Below are 19,146 nucleotides of genomic sequence, written 5' to 3' on the forward strand. Positions count from 1 at the left end.
CTTGCTTGTTGTCTATCAAGTTAGCAATTGACATCATTGGAAGGGGCGGTAAAAGGGTTTTCCCTAATAACAGTCAGTGTCTGATGATTCTTGTTGTTTCTTTTGGCCGGCCGGTTGTCTTTGCTGAAAGAATAGAACAAATACACAGCCATTGTCAAAATCAAGATAAACATCATCATAAATATCCCCTCCAAATTTTTTTGTCTTCACTATATTAGACGAACAAGCCCGCAAAAGGTTTCAGAAAATTAACATTTTTCCATAAATATTTTTACCCACCTCATCTTCTGTATGAAACCCGGCGGTTCTATACAAGAATAAAACTGAAAAACTCAGGTTGACATCATATTCATTGATGTGTAGAGTAAAAGTTAATGTAATAGGAAGTCCACTAGGGGAGCCGTAAGCCGGCTGAGACAAGAAGCGATCTTGGACCCTTTGAACCTGATCTAGTTCATACTAGCGGAGGGAAGTGGAGCCGGTGTCTTTATGATTTCATCATACAAAGGCCGCTCCATTTTGGGGCGGCTTTTTTGCGTAAAAAGCGGCTCGCTCCCCCTGTGCCTTCCTTATAAAACCGATTGCTGAGGAGGCTATCTACATGAGTTTTTCTGCAGAACTTCGCCGCGAGGCAAACCCTATTTTTGAAGCCATTTTTGAGCATCCGTTTGTATTGGGACTGGCGTCCGGCAAGCTGAAAAAGGAGCAGCTTATTCATTATGTGAAGCAAGATTACGAGTATTTGAACGCTTTTATTCAAATCTACGGAATTGCGATTTCCAAGTGTCAAAACCGGAAAGACATGGAGATGTTTCATGAGCAGATTTCATTTGTATTAAACAGCGAAGTGCACCCGCACAACAACCTGTGCCGGGCCGCGGGGGTGGAGTATGAATCTCTGCAGGGCTATCCGCTTGCGCCTTCTGCCCATCATTATATCCACCATATGCTGACGGCGGCGCACGAAGGCACGCTGGGAGAGATATTAGCCGCCTTGCTGCCTTGTCCGTGGACATATTGGGAGATCGGAAAAAAACTGATGATGGACGTTCAGCCTGACCCGTCGCATCCATTTTATGACTGGATCTGTTTTTACGGAGACAGAACCGATTCAATCACGACGAAGTTTTGCGCCCGCCTGGATGAATGGGCCGAAACAGCGGGCAAGGCTGAAAAAGAAAAAATGAAGGAGCTTTTTTTGCAAAGCTGTCAGCTTGAATACGGCTTTTGGGAGATGGCTTATACAGTTGAAGATTGGCCTGTGGAAATGGAGGCGGTGAGACGATGAATTGGAACATGAAAGAAGTCGTGATGGCAGTGATCTTGTCCGTTGCATGCGGCGTCATTTACTTAGGATGGTCCACCTTGTGGATCCCTGTTTCAGCTATTGTCGGGCCTGTCGGAGCGAACTTTATGTTCGGCATTTGGGTGATCGCCAGCCCGATTGTCGCTTATATCATCCGTAAACCGGGTGCGGCGCTGATTGCCGAGACGGCAGCTGCGGCGGTCGAACTGCTGACCGGAAGCCACTTTGGACTGTCAGCATTATTAATCGGTGTGTTCCAGGGAGCCGGTGCGGAAATCGCGTTTGCGATCTTTCGCTATAAGCGTTATAACTTGTTTACCCTTATGCTTTCCGGTGCGCTTGCCGCGGTCGGAAGCATGACATACAGCCTGATGGCGAACGGTTTTGCCTACTATACGACGCAAACGCTGATCATGACGCTTATCATCCAAATCATCAGCGGCATTGTACTCGGCGGCTGGCTGGCAAAAGCCGTTGTCGAAGCGCTTGCGAAAACGGGAGTCCTGAATCAGTATGAGATCATGAAGGAACAGCGGAAGAAGGATGATGCCGATGCGTTCATTTCTCGGATGCAGTAACCTTTCCGTCCGTTTTTATCATCGTCCTGAAACAGTCCTAGACCGGGTCTCGCTGTCGATTGGGCAGGGAGAAAAAGTGCTGATACTCGGTCCGAGCGGAAGCGGCAAATCGACACTGTTGTCCGTGCTTTCCGGCATCATTCCTGAACATGTCGAAGCTGAGGTCAGCGGAGAGGTCAATCGCAGAAAGAGCGCCGGCGTTATGTTTCAGGATCCGGATTCGCAGTTCTGCATGCTTCATGTTGATGAGGAAATCGCTTTTAGCCTAGAAAACCGGTCTGTCTCCCCAAAAGATATGGACGGCATCATCTCGGAGCTGATGGAGCAAGTCGGATTAAAGATAGATAAGAAAACGCCGATCGAAACCTTGTCAGGCGGTATGAAGCAGAGACTGGCATTAGCGTGCCTGCTCGCTCTGGAGCCTGAAGTGCTGTTTTTTGACGAGCCGACGGCGCAGCTGGACCCGGCCAGCCGGAAAGACATCTTTGCCTTGCTTCGTAACGTTTCACGAAAAAGCGGACAGACGATGGTGTTCGTCGAACACGTGCTGGACGGCTGTATCGAGTGGATGGACCGCGTCATTCTTTTCAATGGAAAGGGACAGATCATCGCTGACGGAAAGCCGGAAGAAATCGTGAAACATTTTCAGCCGGAGATGAAAGCGGCGGGCATCTGGCAGCCGAAACTGTACCCTGCGGTATGGGAAGATGTTATCACACAAGATGATCATCCGCTCGCCGTCAAGCTCTCTTCTACATTGAAAATGAAAGAGGAGGAGGCGAAAAACAGGCCTGCAGCTGACAGAGACATATTGATCCGCGCAGACGACGCGGCGATCGGCTATCGGAAAAAGATCGTTGCCGACGGCATCACCTTTGAGATTCCAAGGGGAGAATGGATTTCGGTCATCGGCGAGAACGGGAGCGGAAAGAGTACGTTTTTAAAAAGTCTGATCAGGCTTGAAGCCGTCAAAAAAGGGCGCCTTTATCTTGAGGATCGGGAGCTGAAGAAATGGTCCGACCGTACGCTCTATGAGAAGGCCGGCTTTGTTTTTCAAAATCCCGAGCTTCAATTTATTCGGGACACGGTGTTTGACGAGATCGCGTTCGGGGCGAGGCAGCGGGGAGGGCCGGAGGACCGTGTCGAAAAGAAAACGGCTGAATTGCTGCGGGAATTCGGACTTGACGCTCATCAAAAAGCGCACCCCTTTACATTAAGCCTCGGGCAGAAACGGCGTTTAAGCGTTGCGACAATGCTTTTGTTTGACCAGGATCTGCTGCTGCTTGACGAGCCGACATTCGGTCAGGACGAAAGGACGGCGCAAGAATTAATCAAGCGGTTAAAGGAACGGCAGGAACGGGGAACGACGATTGTGATGGTGACGCACGACATGGACATCGTAGATGAGCATTCCGGCCGTGTCATCGTGTTTCATCAAGGGAAAGCGGCATTTCAAGGAACGCCGTATCGATTATTTTCTGATCAAGGCCTCGTCCGCCGCTTTTCATTGATACCGCCGCTTCATTACCGGTTCATGCATGAAAGAAAGGAGAGGGTTCCCGTATGAAAAGCAATGGTTCACTTCTTTCGGCATTGAACCCGAGCGCCAAGCTCTTTTCCCACCTCCTGGTCATGTGCTTGCTCATGTTTGTTTCAAATCCGAAACCGACTCTATTCATTTGGCTGTTTGCGGTTGCCGTCGGAATTTTTTTCGGGGGATGGACTTTGTCTTATTTAAGTAAGCGGCTGTTGCCTTATCTCGTCTTTTTTATTCTCGTCTTTTGGATGATGGCCGCTTTTGGAAAAGGCGAGGAAACGATTTGGGAATGGGCCTGGTTCCGTGTCACCGAGGAAAGCGTCGGCAATGGGCTGACAATCGCGCTCCGGATGCTCGGCTTTGTCACATACGGTCTTTTGTTTACATCAACAACCGATTTGACGCAGTTTATTATGAGCCTGATTCATCAATGCAGGCTGTCGCCTAAATGGGCTTATGGCTTGCTGGCCGGCTTCCGTTTTGTCCCGCTTTTTCAGTCTGAGCTTTCGCAAATGAAGGCGGCGCACAAAATCAGGGGCTATAAGCAAAAAAACAGCTGGAAGGCGTTTATTCGCTATGCGCTGCCTTTGTTTTCGCAAGGCATCCGCAAGTCGGAAAGAATCGCCGTTGCCATGGAAGCGAGAGGGTTTACCGGTGCAAAAGACCGCACCTACTATCAAACAGCGCGGCTTTCCGGAAAAGACTTCGTTTATTTTGCGGGTCTGGCGTCAGTCACAGCGGGAATTTTGCTCATTTTTTAAGAGGGTTTTTTACAGGGCCGCACTGCGGCTTTTTTTTTATAAATCGGGCATTCTGTAAAATGTAAATATTTCGGACGTTGACTGAAACATATTGACCTAGGCCAAAAAGATTGTACAATCAATGTGTACCATATGAAAAAAGAAATATAAAAAATCCCCTTACAAGATGGGAGTGGCGCGATGTGAAAATTGCCAAAGTGATCAACAACAATGTGATCAGTGTTTTAAATGAACAGGGTCAGGAATTAGTGGTCATGGGCAGGGGAATCGCTTTTCAAAAAAAGCCTGGGGAAGCGGTGGATGAATCGAGAATCGAGAAGATTTTCAGGCTTGATAATAAAGATGTATCAGAAAGATTTAAGACGCTGTTGGACGAAATTCCGATCGAATTTATGGAAATGTCTGAAGAAATTATCTCCTATGCGAAATTAAAGCTCGGCAAGAAGCTGAATGACAGTATTTATGTCTCGCTGACCGACCATATTCATTTCGCCGTCGAACGGCATAAAAAGGGTCTGGATATTAAAAACGCCCTGCTTTGGGAGACAAAACGGCTGTATAAAGATGAGTTCGCCATCGGCAAAGAGGCGCTGGCCATCATTGAAAAGAAGACGGGGACAGCTCTTCCGGAGGATGAAGCCGCTTTTATCGCGCTCCATATCGTAAACGCCGAGCTGAATGAAGAAATGCCGAACATCGTCAATATTACGAAAGTCATGCAGGAGATTTTAAGCATCGTCAAATATCACTTTCATATCGATTTTGATGAAGAATCGCTTCACTATTACCGCTTCATTACCCATTTGAAATTTTTCGCGCAGCGGCTGTTCAGCGGAACCTATATGGAAAGCCGGGACGACTTTTTATTTGAAACCGTCAAAAATAAGTACCGCGACGCGTATGTCTGCACTAATAAAATCAGACAGTACATCGAAAAAGAATACGGTCATCAGCTGACAAACGAAGAGCTTCTGTATTTGACGATTCATATCGAGCGGGTCGTTCATCAAAAATAGAGGATGATGCTAAAATGAAAGCGTTGACAATTGGATAAATGTATGCTACTTTTTACTTACATCAACTTATACAGGTTGTTAGGATTGTTACTGATCATGCAGGCAAAACCTAAATGACTGTGAGCGGGATTCTTATGCCCTTGTTTTTCACAGTGATTTAGGTTTTTTTATTTTCATCATGTCTTAAAACGGGATTGTTACTGTTCGGCAGGCAAAACCTAAACTAAGCCTTCTTTGTACAGGCTTTAGTTTAGGTTTTTTATTTTATAACAGCTTGATAGGGCTTTAGGAGAGACAGGAGATGATCAACGATGGATGTTCAATCAATGGCAAAAGAAATTCTGGAGCGAGTCGGCGGGGAGAAGAACGTTGTATCGCTTGTCCATTGCGCGACAAGGCTTCGCTTCAAACTGAAAGACCGTTCCAAAGCAGACAGGGAAGCGCTTGAAAATACGGATGGCGTGGTAACCGTAGTGGAGAGCGGCGGACAATTTCAAATCGTTATCGGCAATAACGTTCCTGAAGTCTATAAAGAAATCGGCCGGATCTCTCAACTGTTGGAAGGTTCTGCGGCCGATCACAGTCAAAAAGAGAAAGGAAGCCTCACCGGTAGATTGGTAGATATCGTATCTAGCATTTTCACTCCGCTGCTCGGCGTCATGGCAGGAGCGGGGATTTTAAAAGGCCTGCTTTTGATTTGCACAAACGCCGGCTGGCTCTCGCCGGAAGAGACGACATATACGATTCTATACGCGGCAGCCGACAGCCTGTTTTATTTCCTGCCTTTGCTGCTCGCCGTTACGGCCGCCAAAAAATTTGGAGCGAACCCGTTCATAGCGCTGACGATTGCCGGGGCGCTGATCTATCCAACGATACTCGAACTGAAAAACAGCGGCGCCCAGACGGAGTTTTTCGGCATTCCGGTCGTCTTGATGAATTATACGTCGACCGTTATCCCGATTATCCTTGCCGTATTTGTAATGAGCTATCTTGAAAGATTATGTATGCGCTTTATTCATGAAAGCGTGAAGAACTTTATCACCCCTTTATTATGCCTGACGGTGATGGTGCCGTTAACTTTGATCGTATTCGGACCGCTCGGTGTTTACACAGGAAACGGGATTGCGGCGGCGATTCTGTCCGTTTTTGATTTCAGCCCGATTCTGGCAGGAGCGATTATCGCGGCCTTATGGCAAATCCTTGTCATCTTCGGCATTCACTGGGGGATCGTCCCTGTCATTTTGAACAACATTGCCGTCCACGGCAAGGACTACATCAAACCGGCGACGGCAGCCGCCGTCTTTGCCCAAACAGGAGCTGCGTTTGGTGTCATGCTGAAGACGAAAAACAAGAAGTTGAAGGCATTGGCAGGATCTGCTGCCGTTACCGGGATATTCGGGATTACAGAGCCGGCCGTCTACGGGGTGACACTCAGGCTGAAAAAGCCGTTTGTATGCGGTGTCATCAGTGCGGCGGCAGGCGGAGCCATTATCGGATACTCCGGCAGTGTCGCCCTCGCTTCCGGCGCTCCGGGCTTGTTGACGATTCCGATTTTTTACGGACCGGGCTTTCTCGGCTTTATCATCGGAATTACAGTTTCGTTTGTTTTATCAATTTTGCTCACTTACATTGTCGGCTTTGACGACCCTGTGGAGGAGACGAAAGAGCAGCCCGTTGAAAAAAGCGCCGGTGAACCAATTTGCAGCCCTTTGCAAGGAGAAGTCCTGCCGTTAACAGAAGTATCAGATAAGGTGTTCGCATCGGGGGCGCTTGGAGAAGGAATCGCGGTGCTTCCGTCAAAAGGCGTTGTCACCGCTCCTGCGGACGGCACTGTGACAACGGCATTTCCGACGGGTCACGCATACGGCATAACGTCGGATAGCGGAGCCGAGATTTTGATTCATATCGGAATGGACACGGTCAGACTCGATGGAAGGCACTTCAATTCCAAGGTCGAGCAGGGGCAAAAAGTGAAACGGGGTGATATACTCGCAGAATTCGATCTGGACGCTTTGAAAGAAGAAGGGTTTGACGTGAAAACACCAATCATCGTTACAAATTCCGGTCAATACACGGATATCATTCCAACGGATCAAAAACAGGTGAAGACTGAAGAACCGATCATCACTTTAATTTCATCACCATAGGAGGAAAATAATCATGAAATATAAAACATTAGCTCAATTTCCGGAAGAATTTTTGTGGGGTGCGTCTACTTCCGCTTATCAAGTGGAGGGCGCTTGGGATGAAGATGGAAAAGGGCCTTCTGTCATCGATGCGCGCGAAAGCTACCCGGAAGGGACAACCGATTTTAAAGTCGCAAGCGACCATTACCACCGCTATAAAGAAGATATCGCTTTGTTTGCGGAAATGGGCTTCAAAGCGTACCGTTTTTCGATTGCCTGGACGCGCATCATTCCGGACGGGGACGGCGATATTAATCCGAAGGGCATCGAATTTTACAGCCGTTTGATCGATGAACTCCTGAAATATGGAATCGAACCGATTGTTACGATGTACCACTTTGATCTGCCGAATGCTTTGCAGAAAAAAGGCGGCTGGTCGGACAGGGCCACGATTGACGCCTTTGAAAAGTATGCGAGAATCCTTTTTGAAAGCTTCGGAGACCGCGTCAAATACTGGCTGACCATCAACGAGCAAAATATGATGATTCTCCACGGATCTGCACTCGGCACACTTGATCCTAACTTGGAAAACCCGAAAAAAGAGCTTTATCAGCAAAACCATCACATGCTTGTCGCACAGGCAAAAGCGATCAAGCTTTGCCATGAGATGCTGCCGGAAGCGAAAATCGGCCCTGCGCCGAATATCGCGCTCATCTATCCTGCTTCTTCGAAACCGGAGGACGTGCTGGCGGCTTTTAACTATAATGCGATCCGTAACTGGCTTTACTTGGATATGGCCGTATTCGGACGGTACAATACAACGGCATGGGCATATATGAAAGAAAAAGACTGCACACCGGTCATCGCCGAAGGAGATATGGTTATTCTGCGGTCAGCCAAGCCGGACTTTATCGCGTTTAACTACTATACGTCGCAAACGGCTGAAGCGAGCAGGGATGACGGCAGCGACACGGCTGCCCGAGGCGGCGACCAGCATTTGCAGACGGGAGAAGAAGGCGTATACAGGGGAAGCAGCAATCCGCATTTAAAGAAAAACGCATTTGGCTGGGAGATCGACCCTGTCGGTTTCCGTTCGACGCTGCGCGAGATCTATGACCGCTATCAGCTGCCGCTGATCATCACTGAGAACGGCCTCGGCGCGTTTGATCAGCTTGGAGACGGAGATGTCGTAAATGACGACTACCGCATCGATTATTTAAAGGAACATATCAAGCAAATTCAGCTGGCGATCACGGATGGAGTCGATGTTTTCGGCTACTCCCCATGGTCTGCCATCGACTTGATTTCAACCCATCAAGGCTGTTCAAAACGCTACGGATTTATTTATGTGAACCGCGACGAATTTGATTTGAAAGACTTGCGCCGCATTCGCAAAAAAAGCTTTTACTGGTATAAAGACTTGATTGCTTCAAACGGCGAAACACTAGATTAAACAAAGAAAGAGGATGTTCAGATGATCTCTGAATATCCTCTTTTTTGTTGTGAAAATGTAAATGTAATTAGTTTTAAAGCATGTTACATTCGAAACGTAACGAACAACAATCAGGAAAGGAAGAAAAAATCTATGACATTCAAAGTTGAAACACTTCCAAACTATCGTATTGCTTATATGCGACGAGTTGGTCCGTACGGTCCTGCCAATATTGAGGTAATGGAGGCATTAAAAAAATGGGCTAAGGAAAAAGGTCTTCTTGAGTCTGCCATTCTGTTTGCGATTCCACAGGATAACCCGGAAACAACCTCTCCTGATCAGTGTAGATTTGATGCTTGTATTGTGATACCGCATGATTATCAAGTCGATGATTCAGTTTTTGAAGGGGAAATTTCCGGCGGAAAATACCTGATTTATGATGTTAAACATACAGCAGAAGATATTCAAAAAGCATATTCTGATATTTTTTCATCTCTGCAAAACAATGAATTTCAACTGGACAATAGACCAATAATGGAAAAATACACGGGTGATATGGTGAGCAACCGGTATTGTGAAATATGTGTACCTTTAAAATCGGTTTAATTCATTTTCTTGTCCAAACTTTGAATTTATTAAAATTACATTTCCCTTTAACGAGCGTTGCGTTTAACTCGCTGATAGACAGGGTAAATCATAAAATAGCAATCCAGATCAACTACATAGGGAATAAGAATGGGGAGGGATGACAAGTGAATAACAATGATGGCCGCCGCAACGTCAATGAGCACAGCAAGGATCAACAACTTGAACAGTACCGGTCTGACAACCGGGGCAAAAAAATGACGACGAACCAGGGTTTACGCGTATCTGAAGACGAGCACTCCTTAAAAGCAGGCGTGCGCGGTCCGACGCTGATGGAGGACTTTCATTTCCGTGAAAAAATGACCCATTTCGACCATGAACGGATTCCGGAGCGGGTCGTCCATGCGAGGGGTTTTGGCGCGCATGGCTATTTCCAGGTTTACGAGCCGATGACGGAGTATACGAAAGCAAAGTTTCTTCAAGATCCGTCAGTGAAAACACCGGTGTTTGTCAGGTTCTCGACTGTAGCCGGTTCCAGGGGCTCGGGTGATACCGTCCGTGATGTCAGAGGATTCGCGACAAAGTTTTATACAGAAGAAGGGAACTATGATCTCGTCGGCAACAACATCCCTGTTTTCTTCATTCAGGATGCCATCAAGTTCCCTGACCTGGTGCATTCCTTTAAGCCGGAACCGAATAACGAAATGCCGCAGGCTTCTACGGCGCACGATACGTTTTGGGACTTTGTCGCCAACAATGAAGAAACGGCTCACATGATCATGTGGGCGATGTCTGACAGGGCGATTCCGCGAAGCTACAGGATGATGGAAGGCTTCGGCGTTCATACGTTCAGGTTTGTAAATGAAGAAGGCAAGGCGCGCTTTGTTAAATTTCACTGGAAGCCCGTCCTTGGCGTCCATTCGCTCGTCTGGGACGAAGCGCAGACAATCGCCGGGAAAGATCCCGACTATCACCGCCGCGATCTTTGGGAAGCGATCGAAAGAGGCGATGAAGTGGAGTATGAGCTCGGCGTGCAAATGATTGACGAAGAAGACGAGTTCAAGTTTGACTTTGATATCCTTGATCCGACAAAGCTTTGGCCGGAAGAAATGGTTCCTGTTAAGATCATCGGTAAAATGACGCTGAATCGAAACCAGGATAACGTTTTTGCCGAAACGGAACAGGCCGCTTTCCATCCGGGCCACGTTGTTCCGGGAATCGATTTTACAAACGATCCGCTTTTGCAGGGCCGGCTCTTTTCCTATACGGACACACAGCTGATCCGATTGGGAGGTCCGAACTTTCATGAAATTCCGATCAACCGGCCGGTCTGTCCGTTCCATAACAACCAGTATGACGGCTATCACAGAATGACGATTAACAAAGGGCCTGTCGCTTATCATAAAAATTCGCTGCAAAACAACGATCCGGCGCCTGCTTCAGAAGAAGAAGGCGGATATGTGCATTACGAGGAAAAAGTCGAGGGCAAAAAAATCCGCCGGCGCAGCGAAAGCTTTAACGATCACTATTCGCAAGCGAAGCTGTTTTGGAACAGCATGTCTCCCGTTGAAAAAGAACATATCATTTCGGCGTTCCGCTTTGAAGTCGGAAAGGTCAAAAGCAAGGATGTCCGCCGCCAAGTCGTTCATATGTTTAACAGGGTTGACAGGGAGCTTGCCAAGCAAATCGCTGCGGGTGTAGGTGTAGAGCCCCCTGAAAAAGACGAAGGCTCCAATGTGACGTTCAAATCCCCTGCGCTCAGCCAGGAAAACACGGTCAAACTGCCGCAGACGAGGACCGTCGCCATTTTAGCAGAGCAAGGTTTTGATGATGAGGACCTCAGCCGGGTGTTGAAAGAGTTCAAAAAAGCCGACATCATTCCGGACATTGTCAGCTCGGCACTCGGCGTGATCAAAGGGACCGGCGGTACAGAAATAGAAGTCGGTAACACTTTGCAGACGGTCGATTCCGTGCTGTACGATGCCGTTTATATTCCGGGCGGCCAAGAAAGCATTGAACGCCTGCAATTGCATAAAGCCGCATCGGATTTTATCAATGAAGCATTCGGACATTATAAAGCGATCGGAGCCGCAGGCAAAGGGATCGATCTCCTGCTGTCCGCCGCCGGGTCCCACGCGGCAGCACAGCCGGGCATTATCACCTCTCGCGATGATAAGAGCAAAGACGACTTCGGCAAAAAGCTGGTCGAAGCGATCGGCGGGCACCGCCATTGGGATAGACAAGTTTCATAGTGAAGAGATTTCTAAGCACCCTGTTTCAAGGGTGCTTTTTCAAATAATGAATAAAAACAGTTTAAAACTTCCTGGATAAAATAATCCATGATGAAAATACCGTGATAATCTGTAATGAAACCAGTATCCGAATCACATCAATTCCCGCTAATGTGATAAAGCCCATTTGCATTCCGATGATGAGCACCAAAAGGTACACAGATAAAGCGATCATGGAAAACTGCATTCCTTTTTGTCTGATGTGTTGAGATCTTTCATCCTTTTGTTTGAATTGCGGATAAAGGTATCCTCCGGCAAAACTTAAAAAAGCTAATGTGCCAAACATTAAAAGTTCGATTAAAGATATTGAACCAGCAGCTATACCGAAGGCCAGTTTTGCAAGAAATATAAAGACAAACAATCCTCCAATGATGTAATAGGTTTTTCGCAAAGCCATGATATCTCCTCCTTACTAAAGTATTAGAAACTTTCTTTTTAAATGACCAGTGTGTGATTTTACCATTTACCTAATTATATAGTAAAGTGAGCTTTACGTAAAGTCAGCTTTACAAAAAGAACAAAAAAACTTGCCACGTGAATGGCAAGCTAATACATGATGGATTAATAATCAGGTTACCAAACAAACAGCCCGACAATCCCCGCGCTCAACAGCGACACCGCTATTCCACTGACAAGGAGCTTCCACACATTTCTTCCGATAATCGCTGATTTTTCTCCGTTAAATAAGGAATTGTATGTTCCATAGATCATTCCGATCGTACTGAAGTTGGCAAACGACGTCAAAAATGTTGTGGCCACGGCGGCTGTATGGGGCGAAATCGTATCTAGCTGCGTTTTTAAATCCATCATCGCGACGAATTCGTTTGTTGCGAGTTTCATCCCCATCAGCTGTGCGACATACATCGCGTCACCCGGCGCCAGTCCAAGCAGGAATGCGAACGGACTGAAGATGTAAGAAAAGATTTTTTGAATCGTCAAACCGTCCATGATCAACCCCAACATTCCGTTCAAACATGAGGTTAAAGCGACATATCCGATGACCATGGCGAGAATGACGATGACCATGTTCATTCCGACCATCATGCTGTTTGAAATCGTTGAGAAAAAGTCCTTTTTCTCTTCTTTTGGCGGTACGTAAATGATGTCTTCATCCTTAGTGACTTCTACCGGGTTTAAAATGCTGGCCAAGATCAACGCATTTAAGCAATTCAATGGAATCGCTGTAAATACGTATGTTGCAGGAACCATCGTTAAATAAGAACCGAGAATCGATCCGCTGATACTGCTCATGCTCATAATGCCGAACGTCAGCAGGCGGTTGTCCTTTAATACGGCCAATTGCCCGCGAATCACGGCGAGCGCTTCAGTATTCCCCAGAAACATCATTTGAATCGAAAAGAAACTTTCTAATTTAGGAAGGCGCGAGACTTTCGAAATCACCCAGCCGATCTTATCAATCATCCATGTTAAAATTCCGAAATAAGCCAGTATATCAAAAAATGTCACCACAAAGATAATCGGCAGCAAGGCGCTGAAGAAAAAGTCAACGGTTTCATTGCCCATCACTGACGGAAAGGCAAACGCAATACCGTCGCTTGCACAAGCGATCAGCCACGAAAAGAAAGAGGCGATCAGGTTGATGGCCCATCCGCCGATTTTTGTCCCAAGCATAAACCAAGTCACCAAAAGCTCAACGATGAAAAGGGAGAGAATCGGCCTCCATTTTACGCTTTTCTTTCGCGGGGAACAAAAATAAATCACGGACATGACAATGAAAATGCCTAAAATGTTAATGAGAAAATACATGATGCCAACTCCCGAATGTTTTTTGAAAATAAAAAAGCTCTTACTTTTCATGGGTTCCGATAAAGAAAGCATGAAAAATAAGAGCAAATAAAAAATAGATATATTGTTTGCGCAATACACTTTTTACATGATCAAATCTATTCAAACTTCCTTGTAGTCTGGCGATTTACGGTTGCCAGGTAGAAACAATCAGACCCTATTACTGATTATATACAAGAAGTGAGCTTCTATTATTTTGACTGTATTTTATCTCGAGATTGTGTAAAATTCAAGCTAAAAAATATATTTTCACAATAATTTTTTAAATAAAGTCACGTCTAAAGAAGGTTGCATATTGAGAGATGCACAGCAAATCATCTGAGAGAAAGCCGGCTTTTCAAGCGGGAAGTCACCATGCACAGAACAACAGACGAAAAATGGAAGGTGATAAGATTCTTTTTATTAGAGGAGAAGCGTAAGCGATTGCGCTTTATATTTCATGATGCCGCCGCCTACTATGGCGGTTTTTTTGTGAAACTTTATCTGAAAGGTTCCGTAAGTATGATGAATCGTTTCAGTGCTAAGTGCTCACTGTAACATACTAATGACACCGACAAACCTTACATAAAGAGCGAACCTTAAATCAAAAGTCTTTGATTTGAATAGGTAAAATTTCACGGTACTTTAGTTCGTTGAATGAAATGATACCTTTTTGCTATGATTTTCCTATGTTTTTACAACTTGTATATATGTCCAATTTCAGAGAAAAAGAGGGATAATCAATTATGCTATTAAAAAAGAACTATCTTCCTGTCGGCAGTGTTGTCGGCTTACATAATGATTCAAGACGTCTGCTTATCATCGGGCGGCAAATGTTTTCTGAGACAAACCATGTCATCAGAGATTATGCAGCTGTCGACTATCCAAACGGTTTTACCGATCCGAAAGAGCAGCTAGTTTTATTTAATAAACAAGATATAGAAGTTGTGTACCATTACGGATATGTAGATCAAAAAGAATTGCAGCTTGATGAGTTGCTAACAGAAGCTGAAGCAGGAAAAAACGAAAATAAGGAGCAATGACGATGGGACATTTTCGCTTCAACAAAGAACTTTCACATAAGGCAGCGGGGACCATTAGTCAGCTGGAAAACGCCTTTAGCCATGTATTTGAGAACATGGTGTTTTTTCGTGAAGAATTAGACCGGCACAGCGGAAAAGCCGCCGCAGCGCTGCAGAAAAAAATGAGTGACAACATCAACTTTTTCAGTAAAGCGAGCAGCTGTTTATTATATTTTGCAGACAGTGTGCGGTGTTTTGCAAAAGCGGTCGAACTAACGGACGAATCCGACAAACCGGCCAATGTTCAGCCGCAGTCAAGATCGGAAAGAAACCATACATTTTCGGCTGAAAGAGTCCAAAGTGAAATAAAAGTAAACGGCGAATCGTTACACCAGGCAACCGGAAAGTTTGAATCAAATCTATCTACATTAGACGAAGTTTTGCACCATTTTGACACAATGCTCAGAGAAATGATGTATGAAACAGAGTTTCCGTGGGAAAAATTCGATGACGTCTGGTCTGATGCAAAGTCGCACATCAAATCGATCATGACGGAGCTTAAAAAAAGAGTCAAAGAACTTTCAGCAAATGCCAAAAACATCATTAAGGAATTAAAGCGCGTCGATAACGTAATCTCACAACAACTGCAAAGAGTGAAATGATGGAAGGGAACTAGAGTTATGGCATATTATAATAGAGAGCCAGAAATCACAAACATGATCAAAAGCCATGAAAGAAGAGCAAATCGAATGCTGCAGCATGCTCAATCCAGCCGTTTGCTTGAAGCTTTTAATAAAATATGGGTTTCGATAGAAAATAAAGAACTTCCGAACTTTGTATCAAAAAACGTCATGAATTTTAATGTGGCGGATATCAAATCGGAAATCAACGATTGGATAAAGGATTTAAAAGATTGTCAGGAGAATGCCAGACGCAAGTTTGAGTCTATGGAAGACCCCTCACCGGAAGACATACAGAAACGCAACAATATTACGAGTGACGTCGTTCTTTTAATTAGCCAATACGAGAATCTAAAAAATGGCCTTGATCAGGTGGAACAAGATTTCAGCAATGTCGCCCGCACCCACCGCGCCCCAATGCGCGAAGCTTTGACAGATATCTCAATCTTGTATAATTCAGTTAACCATGTGAAAGGCGATTTTTCGGATTATAAGAATGTTTCGGTTTATGTGCATGGGATTGAGGATAGTGGGAATGGATTTAACAATAGTGTAGAAAAAGCAGCGCAGAAAGGTGATGTGATCGTTCGTATCAAAAAAAAGGGTGATAAATATGATTATGAATATACTTATATTGACAAGCGTGGTAATAGAAAAACAGTAGATGAATATAAAAAGTTGTTTAGGATTGATGGATTCAACACAGACGGTCGTCTCCATATTGTTTATGACACAAATGAACCAAATGAGCATCGGCAAGCAACAAGTGACGATTTAGCAGAAAAGTTAAATGAGATGGGGTTGATGAATGAGGAGATAAAGATCGATATGTTCGGCCACAGCTATGGTGGAAGAAGATCACTGCAATTTGCGATGGATTACCCTGACCATGTGCGAAGCATCACAACAATCGGAACGCCATATGATAAAAATCTCTTAGCTACCGGGGCTAATAGAGCACGCTGGCTCGCAGACAATGCTGCTGGAAGAGATACTATGAATACGAGTGATTATTTAGATTTTAATAAAGAAAACAAAAACAATGATAATGGAAAAGACTACAGTAATGCCTATACTGATATGGACAGTGAAGCTATGACTGAAGACATTAATCATTTGAAATCTGCCAATCCTGAGGTGTATCAAAAGCTTCAAAAAATGGACATTACCGCTGCGGCGGGATACAGAACAGAGGATACTGTGAGTTTTTCCCCTTACTATACTGCAAGTGGAAAACATAAAATAAACAGTGATGATATCGTTTCAGTTGAAAGTCAACATGGGGACATATTAGGCGATCTCATTGATGAAAAACCAGAAATTGAAGTAAAAGGTTCCGGTGTCACCAAACCTGGACATATTTATGAAGTTGAAGACTCTGAATTTGTTGACTTGATTCGAGAAGTTAACAAAAAAGAAGCAGAATAGGAGCAGTTCAATGACAAAAAAAAGGTTTATAAGCTTTAGCGTAATAATACTCTTGCTGATGATCACCGGCTGCGGCAAAGATGATATTCAGGCAGTCAACTATGAAAAAGGCTTGCCGAAAGAAGACAGCCCGGCATTTAAAGAATTTATGAGAAATGAATTTGGATTTCCTGATGATATTACTTTGAGAGTTCAAGATTCAATTTATACTATGATGAGTAGTCAAAAAAATGGAATTCGTTATTATACATATACGGATAAACAGCTTAAGAATAGTTATAAACCTATTTTTTCTACCAAAGAAAATGTCTCAGCCAAGTTGTCTGACTTAAAGCAGAAAGATTCATTAATAGATGAGGGAGAAACAGTCCATGATAAAATAGGGCAAGGTCTTCCTGAGATGAAGATAGTCAATAAAAATGTTATAAAAGTAAAAACAACATTTGGTGAGAAGAAAATAAAATTACCGATACCATCAAGTGCTAAAGAAGTTTATCTCAGCCTTTACGCGGTTGATAAAGAAAATATGCTTATAGGAGTATCCGATCATACAGGTGAAGAGACTCCAAGAACATATTACTTATTTTTAAAACAAGATCTTTCGCAACATCTGATTGTGAAAGAAGATAAATTACATGCAACACTTGAGTCTGGAAAGTTAAATAATTATCTATCAGTATTTCCAAAAGTTACAGAAGATGGATCATATCTTAAGTTATTCGACAAATATATATTCGAAAAAAAGACGAACAAAGTTAGGAAAATCAAAGACACTGATATTCTAAGCAAAGACGGTAAATATGTTTATATTAACGGAGCAAAAGAAAAAGAAACAAATGTAATGGCTGATGGTATTCAACAGATACAAACAGTGGATAATTATCTAAAAGGAAATGAAAAATATGAAGCTCAGTTTAAGATTGACTTCAAACAAATTGCGAAAGAGATGGATTTTAACGCGGGCGATGCAAGGATAGCTAATATTCATTATTTTAATAAAGATTATGTAGTTTTGTATATTTCCTATCATGGGAAGCCAATTGGGACAGCAGGTTCTGTTAATGTACTAATTGATTTACAAAAAAACAAACAACAGCCAACGGCTTATTTAGTTGATTTAGGAATCGAATCATAGAGGGACTGAAGAGTTTTTATTCAGTCCTTTTCTTATTTGACAAAGGTAGGCCACAAAAGTGGGATAAGCCTTCTGTCTTTTTTGGAACTCAAATAAAAAGGAACATAAACGATAGAAACACTCAATGAAAAAAAGATGGTTTATATACTTAGGCATTTTCATAATATGCTTGCTGGTGATCACCCACTGCGAAAAAGACGATGACGCATTCACAATTTTTTAATAAAAATTATGTGGCCATCCAATTTTCATATGATTTCATCTGGTATGGCTCGGGATATATTGATATGCTGATTGATCTGCAGGACAAAAAACACCCGACTGCTTACTTGATAGATTATTAGGATGATTGGGTAGTCGATTAGATTTACAGTATCCATTTATCATTAGAAAAAACCGCACCTCCATAGTTAGACACTATCTAACGATAGGAGGTGCAGTTCATTTTTCACCCTTGCTTCACCTTCTCCGCCGCATATCCATTCGGATTCGCAGAGTGCCAGTTCCAGGCGTCGCGGATGATTGCGATCAGGCTGTTGTGCTTCGGGGTCCAGCCTAGTTCTTTTCTGGCCTTGGAAGAAGAAGCGGCAAATGTTGCTTGTGAATCGATGCCCGTTTCTGTCAGCTTTGCGGTGATGAGAGGAATGCCTGTGACATATTGGGCGGCAAGAATGATTTGTTCAGCGGAGTAGCTTTCGCCATAGCTGAGATTGTAGATTCGGCTATCCTTGCCTTTCCGCAAGTGGCTGATGGCGAGCACGTGTGCTTCTGCCAAATCCTGAACGTGAACATAATCGCGGAAGCCTGTTCCGTTTTCAGGGTGATCTATGTGAACAAAAGGAAGGTGTCCGAGAGCGGTTCGCAGAACATTTGAAATGAGATGTGTTTCGCTCCCCCGGTCTTCGCCGATGATGGCGGATGGGTGGGCGCCGCACGCATTGAAGGAGCGGAGGATCACATATTTCAGGCCGTACGCTTTTTCCGCTTCCATCAGCATTTTCTCCATCATCCATTTGACCTTCCCGTGCGGGTGAACGGGTTCTGGTTCGGTTTTTTCTGTGACAGGGAGGTTCTGCGGACAGCCGTAGACCGCAGTGCTTGATGCAAAAACGATCCGGCCGACATCGTATTCTTTCATCACGTCAAGCAGTGTTTCCATGCCTGTCATGTTTTCGTTGAAAGAAGAAAAAACGCGATTCGACTGTAATGGAATAGGTGATGCTGCGAAATGCATGACGGCTTCAATGTCCTCATTTTCAAATACTTGCTTGAGAAAATGCCGGTCGCGAATATTCCCTTCATAAAACGCAGCTTCGGGGTGAACGGCTTCTGCGTGTCCCGTTGCCAGGGAATCCACAACGACGACTTTTTCTTTTTTCTCAATTAACGTGTAAACGGCGTGGGAACCGATATAACCGGCTCCCCCGACAACTAGTATGCTCATCGGAATCCCTCCTTTTGGAT

17 protein-coding genes and 2 riboswitches are annotated in these 19,146 nt (G+C 44.5%); of the genes, 13 read left to right on the forward strand and 4 right to left on the reverse strand.

The annotated features are described in order from the left end of the window. Positions 1-20: 20 nt before the first annotated feature. Positions 21-179: a hypothetical protein gene (locus tag M1D90_RS00820; RefSeq protein ID WP_020453503.1), complete on the reverse strand. Its 159-nt coding sequence runs from the start codon at positions 177-179 to the stop codon at positions 21-23. 204 nt (positions 180-383) lie between these two features. Then, a riboswitch (TPP riboswitch) is annotated at positions 384-488 on the forward strand. Between the two features lie 113 nt (positions 489-601). Between M1D90_RS00820 and tenA the strand changes: the two genes are divergently transcribed. The 9 genes from tenA to M1D90_RS00865 all read left to right on the forward strand — a co-directional run bounded on the left by tenA (position 602) and on the right by M1D90_RS00865 (position 11,593). After that, entirely contained in the window at positions 602-1,288 is a 687-nt protein-coding gene (gene tenA / locus M1D90_RS00825) for a thiaminase II (RefSeq protein WP_456283074.1), read from the forward strand. Further along, positions 1,285-1,884, forward strand: a complete 600-nt coding sequence (locus tag M1D90_RS00830; protein WP_020453501.1) for an ECF transporter S component — start codon at positions 1,285-1,287, stop codon at positions 1,882-1,884. The genes tenA and M1D90_RS00830 overlap by 4 nt, the downstream gene beginning before the upstream one ends. After that, entirely contained in the window at positions 1,859-3,451 is a 1,593-nt protein-coding gene (locus M1D90_RS00835) for an ABC transporter ATP-binding protein (RefSeq protein WP_456283465.1), read from the forward strand. The genes M1D90_RS00830 and M1D90_RS00835 overlap by 26 nt, the downstream gene beginning before the upstream one ends. Continuing rightward, positions 3,448-4,182, forward strand: a complete 735-nt coding sequence (locus M1D90_RS00840; RefSeq protein WP_023856906.1) for an energy-coupling factor transporter transmembrane component T family protein — start codon at positions 3,448-3,450, stop codon at positions 4,180-4,182. Before M1D90_RS00835 ends, M1D90_RS00840 begins: the two co-directional genes overlap by 4 nt. A gap of 182 nt (positions 4,183-4,364) precedes the next feature. After that, positions 4,365-5,198: a BglG family transcription antiterminator LicT gene (licT, locus tag M1D90_RS00845; protein ID WP_023856907.1), complete on the forward strand. Its 834-nt coding sequence runs from the start codon at positions 4,365-4,367 to the stop codon at positions 5,196-5,198. A 311-nt stretch (positions 5,199-5,509) separates the two neighbouring features. Beyond that, the gene (locus M1D90_RS00850) at positions 5,510-7,345 is read left to right on the forward strand and encodes a PTS beta-glucoside transporter subunit IIBCA (protein ID WP_410553420.1); all 1,836 of its coding nucleotides are present in this window, start codon (positions 5,510-5,512) and stop codon (positions 7,343-7,345) included. Positions 7,346-7,358: 13 nt separating this feature from the next. After that, positions 7,359-8,777, forward strand: a complete 1,419-nt coding sequence (locus M1D90_RS00855) for a glycoside hydrolase family 1 protein (protein WP_456283075.1) — start codon at positions 7,359-7,361, stop codon at positions 8,775-8,777. 132 nt (positions 8,778-8,909) lie between these two features. Then, on the forward strand, positions 8,910-9,362 hold the full coding sequence (locus M1D90_RS00860) for an AraC family transcriptional regulator (protein WP_023856909.1): 453 nt from the start codon (positions 8,910-8,912) through the stop codon (positions 9,360-9,362). A gap of 146 nt (positions 9,363-9,508) precedes the next feature. Next, entirely contained in the window at positions 9,509-11,593 is a 2,085-nt protein-coding gene (locus M1D90_RS00865; protein WP_326250630.1) for a catalase, read from the forward strand. A 61-nt stretch (positions 11,594-11,654) separates the two neighbouring features. On the opposite strand, the gene M1D90_RS00870 is transcribed toward M1D90_RS00865, so the two are convergent. Together M1D90_RS00870 and M1D90_RS00875 are read right to left on the reverse strand one after the other, a co-directional pair. Then, positions 11,655-12,029, reverse strand: coding sequence for a hypothetical protein (locus M1D90_RS00870; RefSeq protein ID WP_020453493.1), 375 nt, complete (start codon positions 12,027-12,029; stop codon positions 11,655-11,657). A 176-nt stretch (positions 12,030-12,205) separates the two neighbouring features. Beyond that, the gene (locus tag M1D90_RS00875) at positions 12,206-13,399 is read right to left on the reverse strand and encodes a nucleoside transporter C-terminal domain-containing protein (RefSeq protein WP_020453492.1); all 1,194 of its coding nucleotides are present in this window, start codon (positions 13,397-13,399) and stop codon (positions 12,206-12,208) included. A gap of 134 nt (positions 13,400-13,533) precedes the next feature. Continuing rightward, positions 13,534-13,635, reverse strand: a riboswitch (purine riboswitch). 528 nt (positions 13,636-14,163) lie between these two features. Here M1D90_RS00875 and M1D90_RS00880 point away from each other — a divergent pair. The 4 genes from M1D90_RS00880 to M1D90_RS00895 are packed head-to-tail and all read left to right on the forward strand — an operon-like array spanning position 14,164 to position 17,682. Next, on the forward strand, positions 14,164-14,460 hold the full coding sequence (locus M1D90_RS00880; RefSeq protein ID WP_020453491.1) for a DUF4176 domain-containing protein: 297 nt from the start codon (positions 14,164-14,166) through the stop codon (positions 14,458-14,460). A gap of 2 nt (positions 14,461-14,462) precedes the next feature. Then, entirely contained in the window at positions 14,463-15,101 is a 639-nt protein-coding gene (locus M1D90_RS00885; protein ID WP_020453490.1) for a hypothetical protein, read from the forward strand. Positions 15,102-15,119: 18 nt separating this feature from the next. After that, positions 15,120-16,547 (forward strand): alpha/beta fold hydrolase, encoded by a 1,428-nt coding sequence (locus M1D90_RS00890; RefSeq protein WP_035338033.1) that lies wholly within the window; start codon positions 15,120-15,122, stop codon positions 16,545-16,547. Between the two features lie 10 nt (positions 16,548-16,557). Further along, entirely contained in the window at positions 16,558-17,682 is a 1,125-nt protein-coding gene (locus M1D90_RS00895) for a hypothetical protein (protein WP_020453488.1), read from the forward strand. 448 nt (positions 17,683-18,130) lie between these two features. Here the strand turns inward: M1D90_RS00895 and galE are convergent, their stop codons facing one another. Beyond that, positions 18,131-19,126, reverse strand: coding sequence for a UDP-glucose 4-epimerase GalE (galE, locus tag M1D90_RS00900; protein WP_145625395.1), 996 nt, complete (start codon positions 19,124-19,126; stop codon positions 18,131-18,133). Between the last annotated feature and the right edge of the window lie 20 nt (positions 19,127-19,146).

Source organism: Bacillus sp. JZ34 (genome assembly GCF_053903205.1).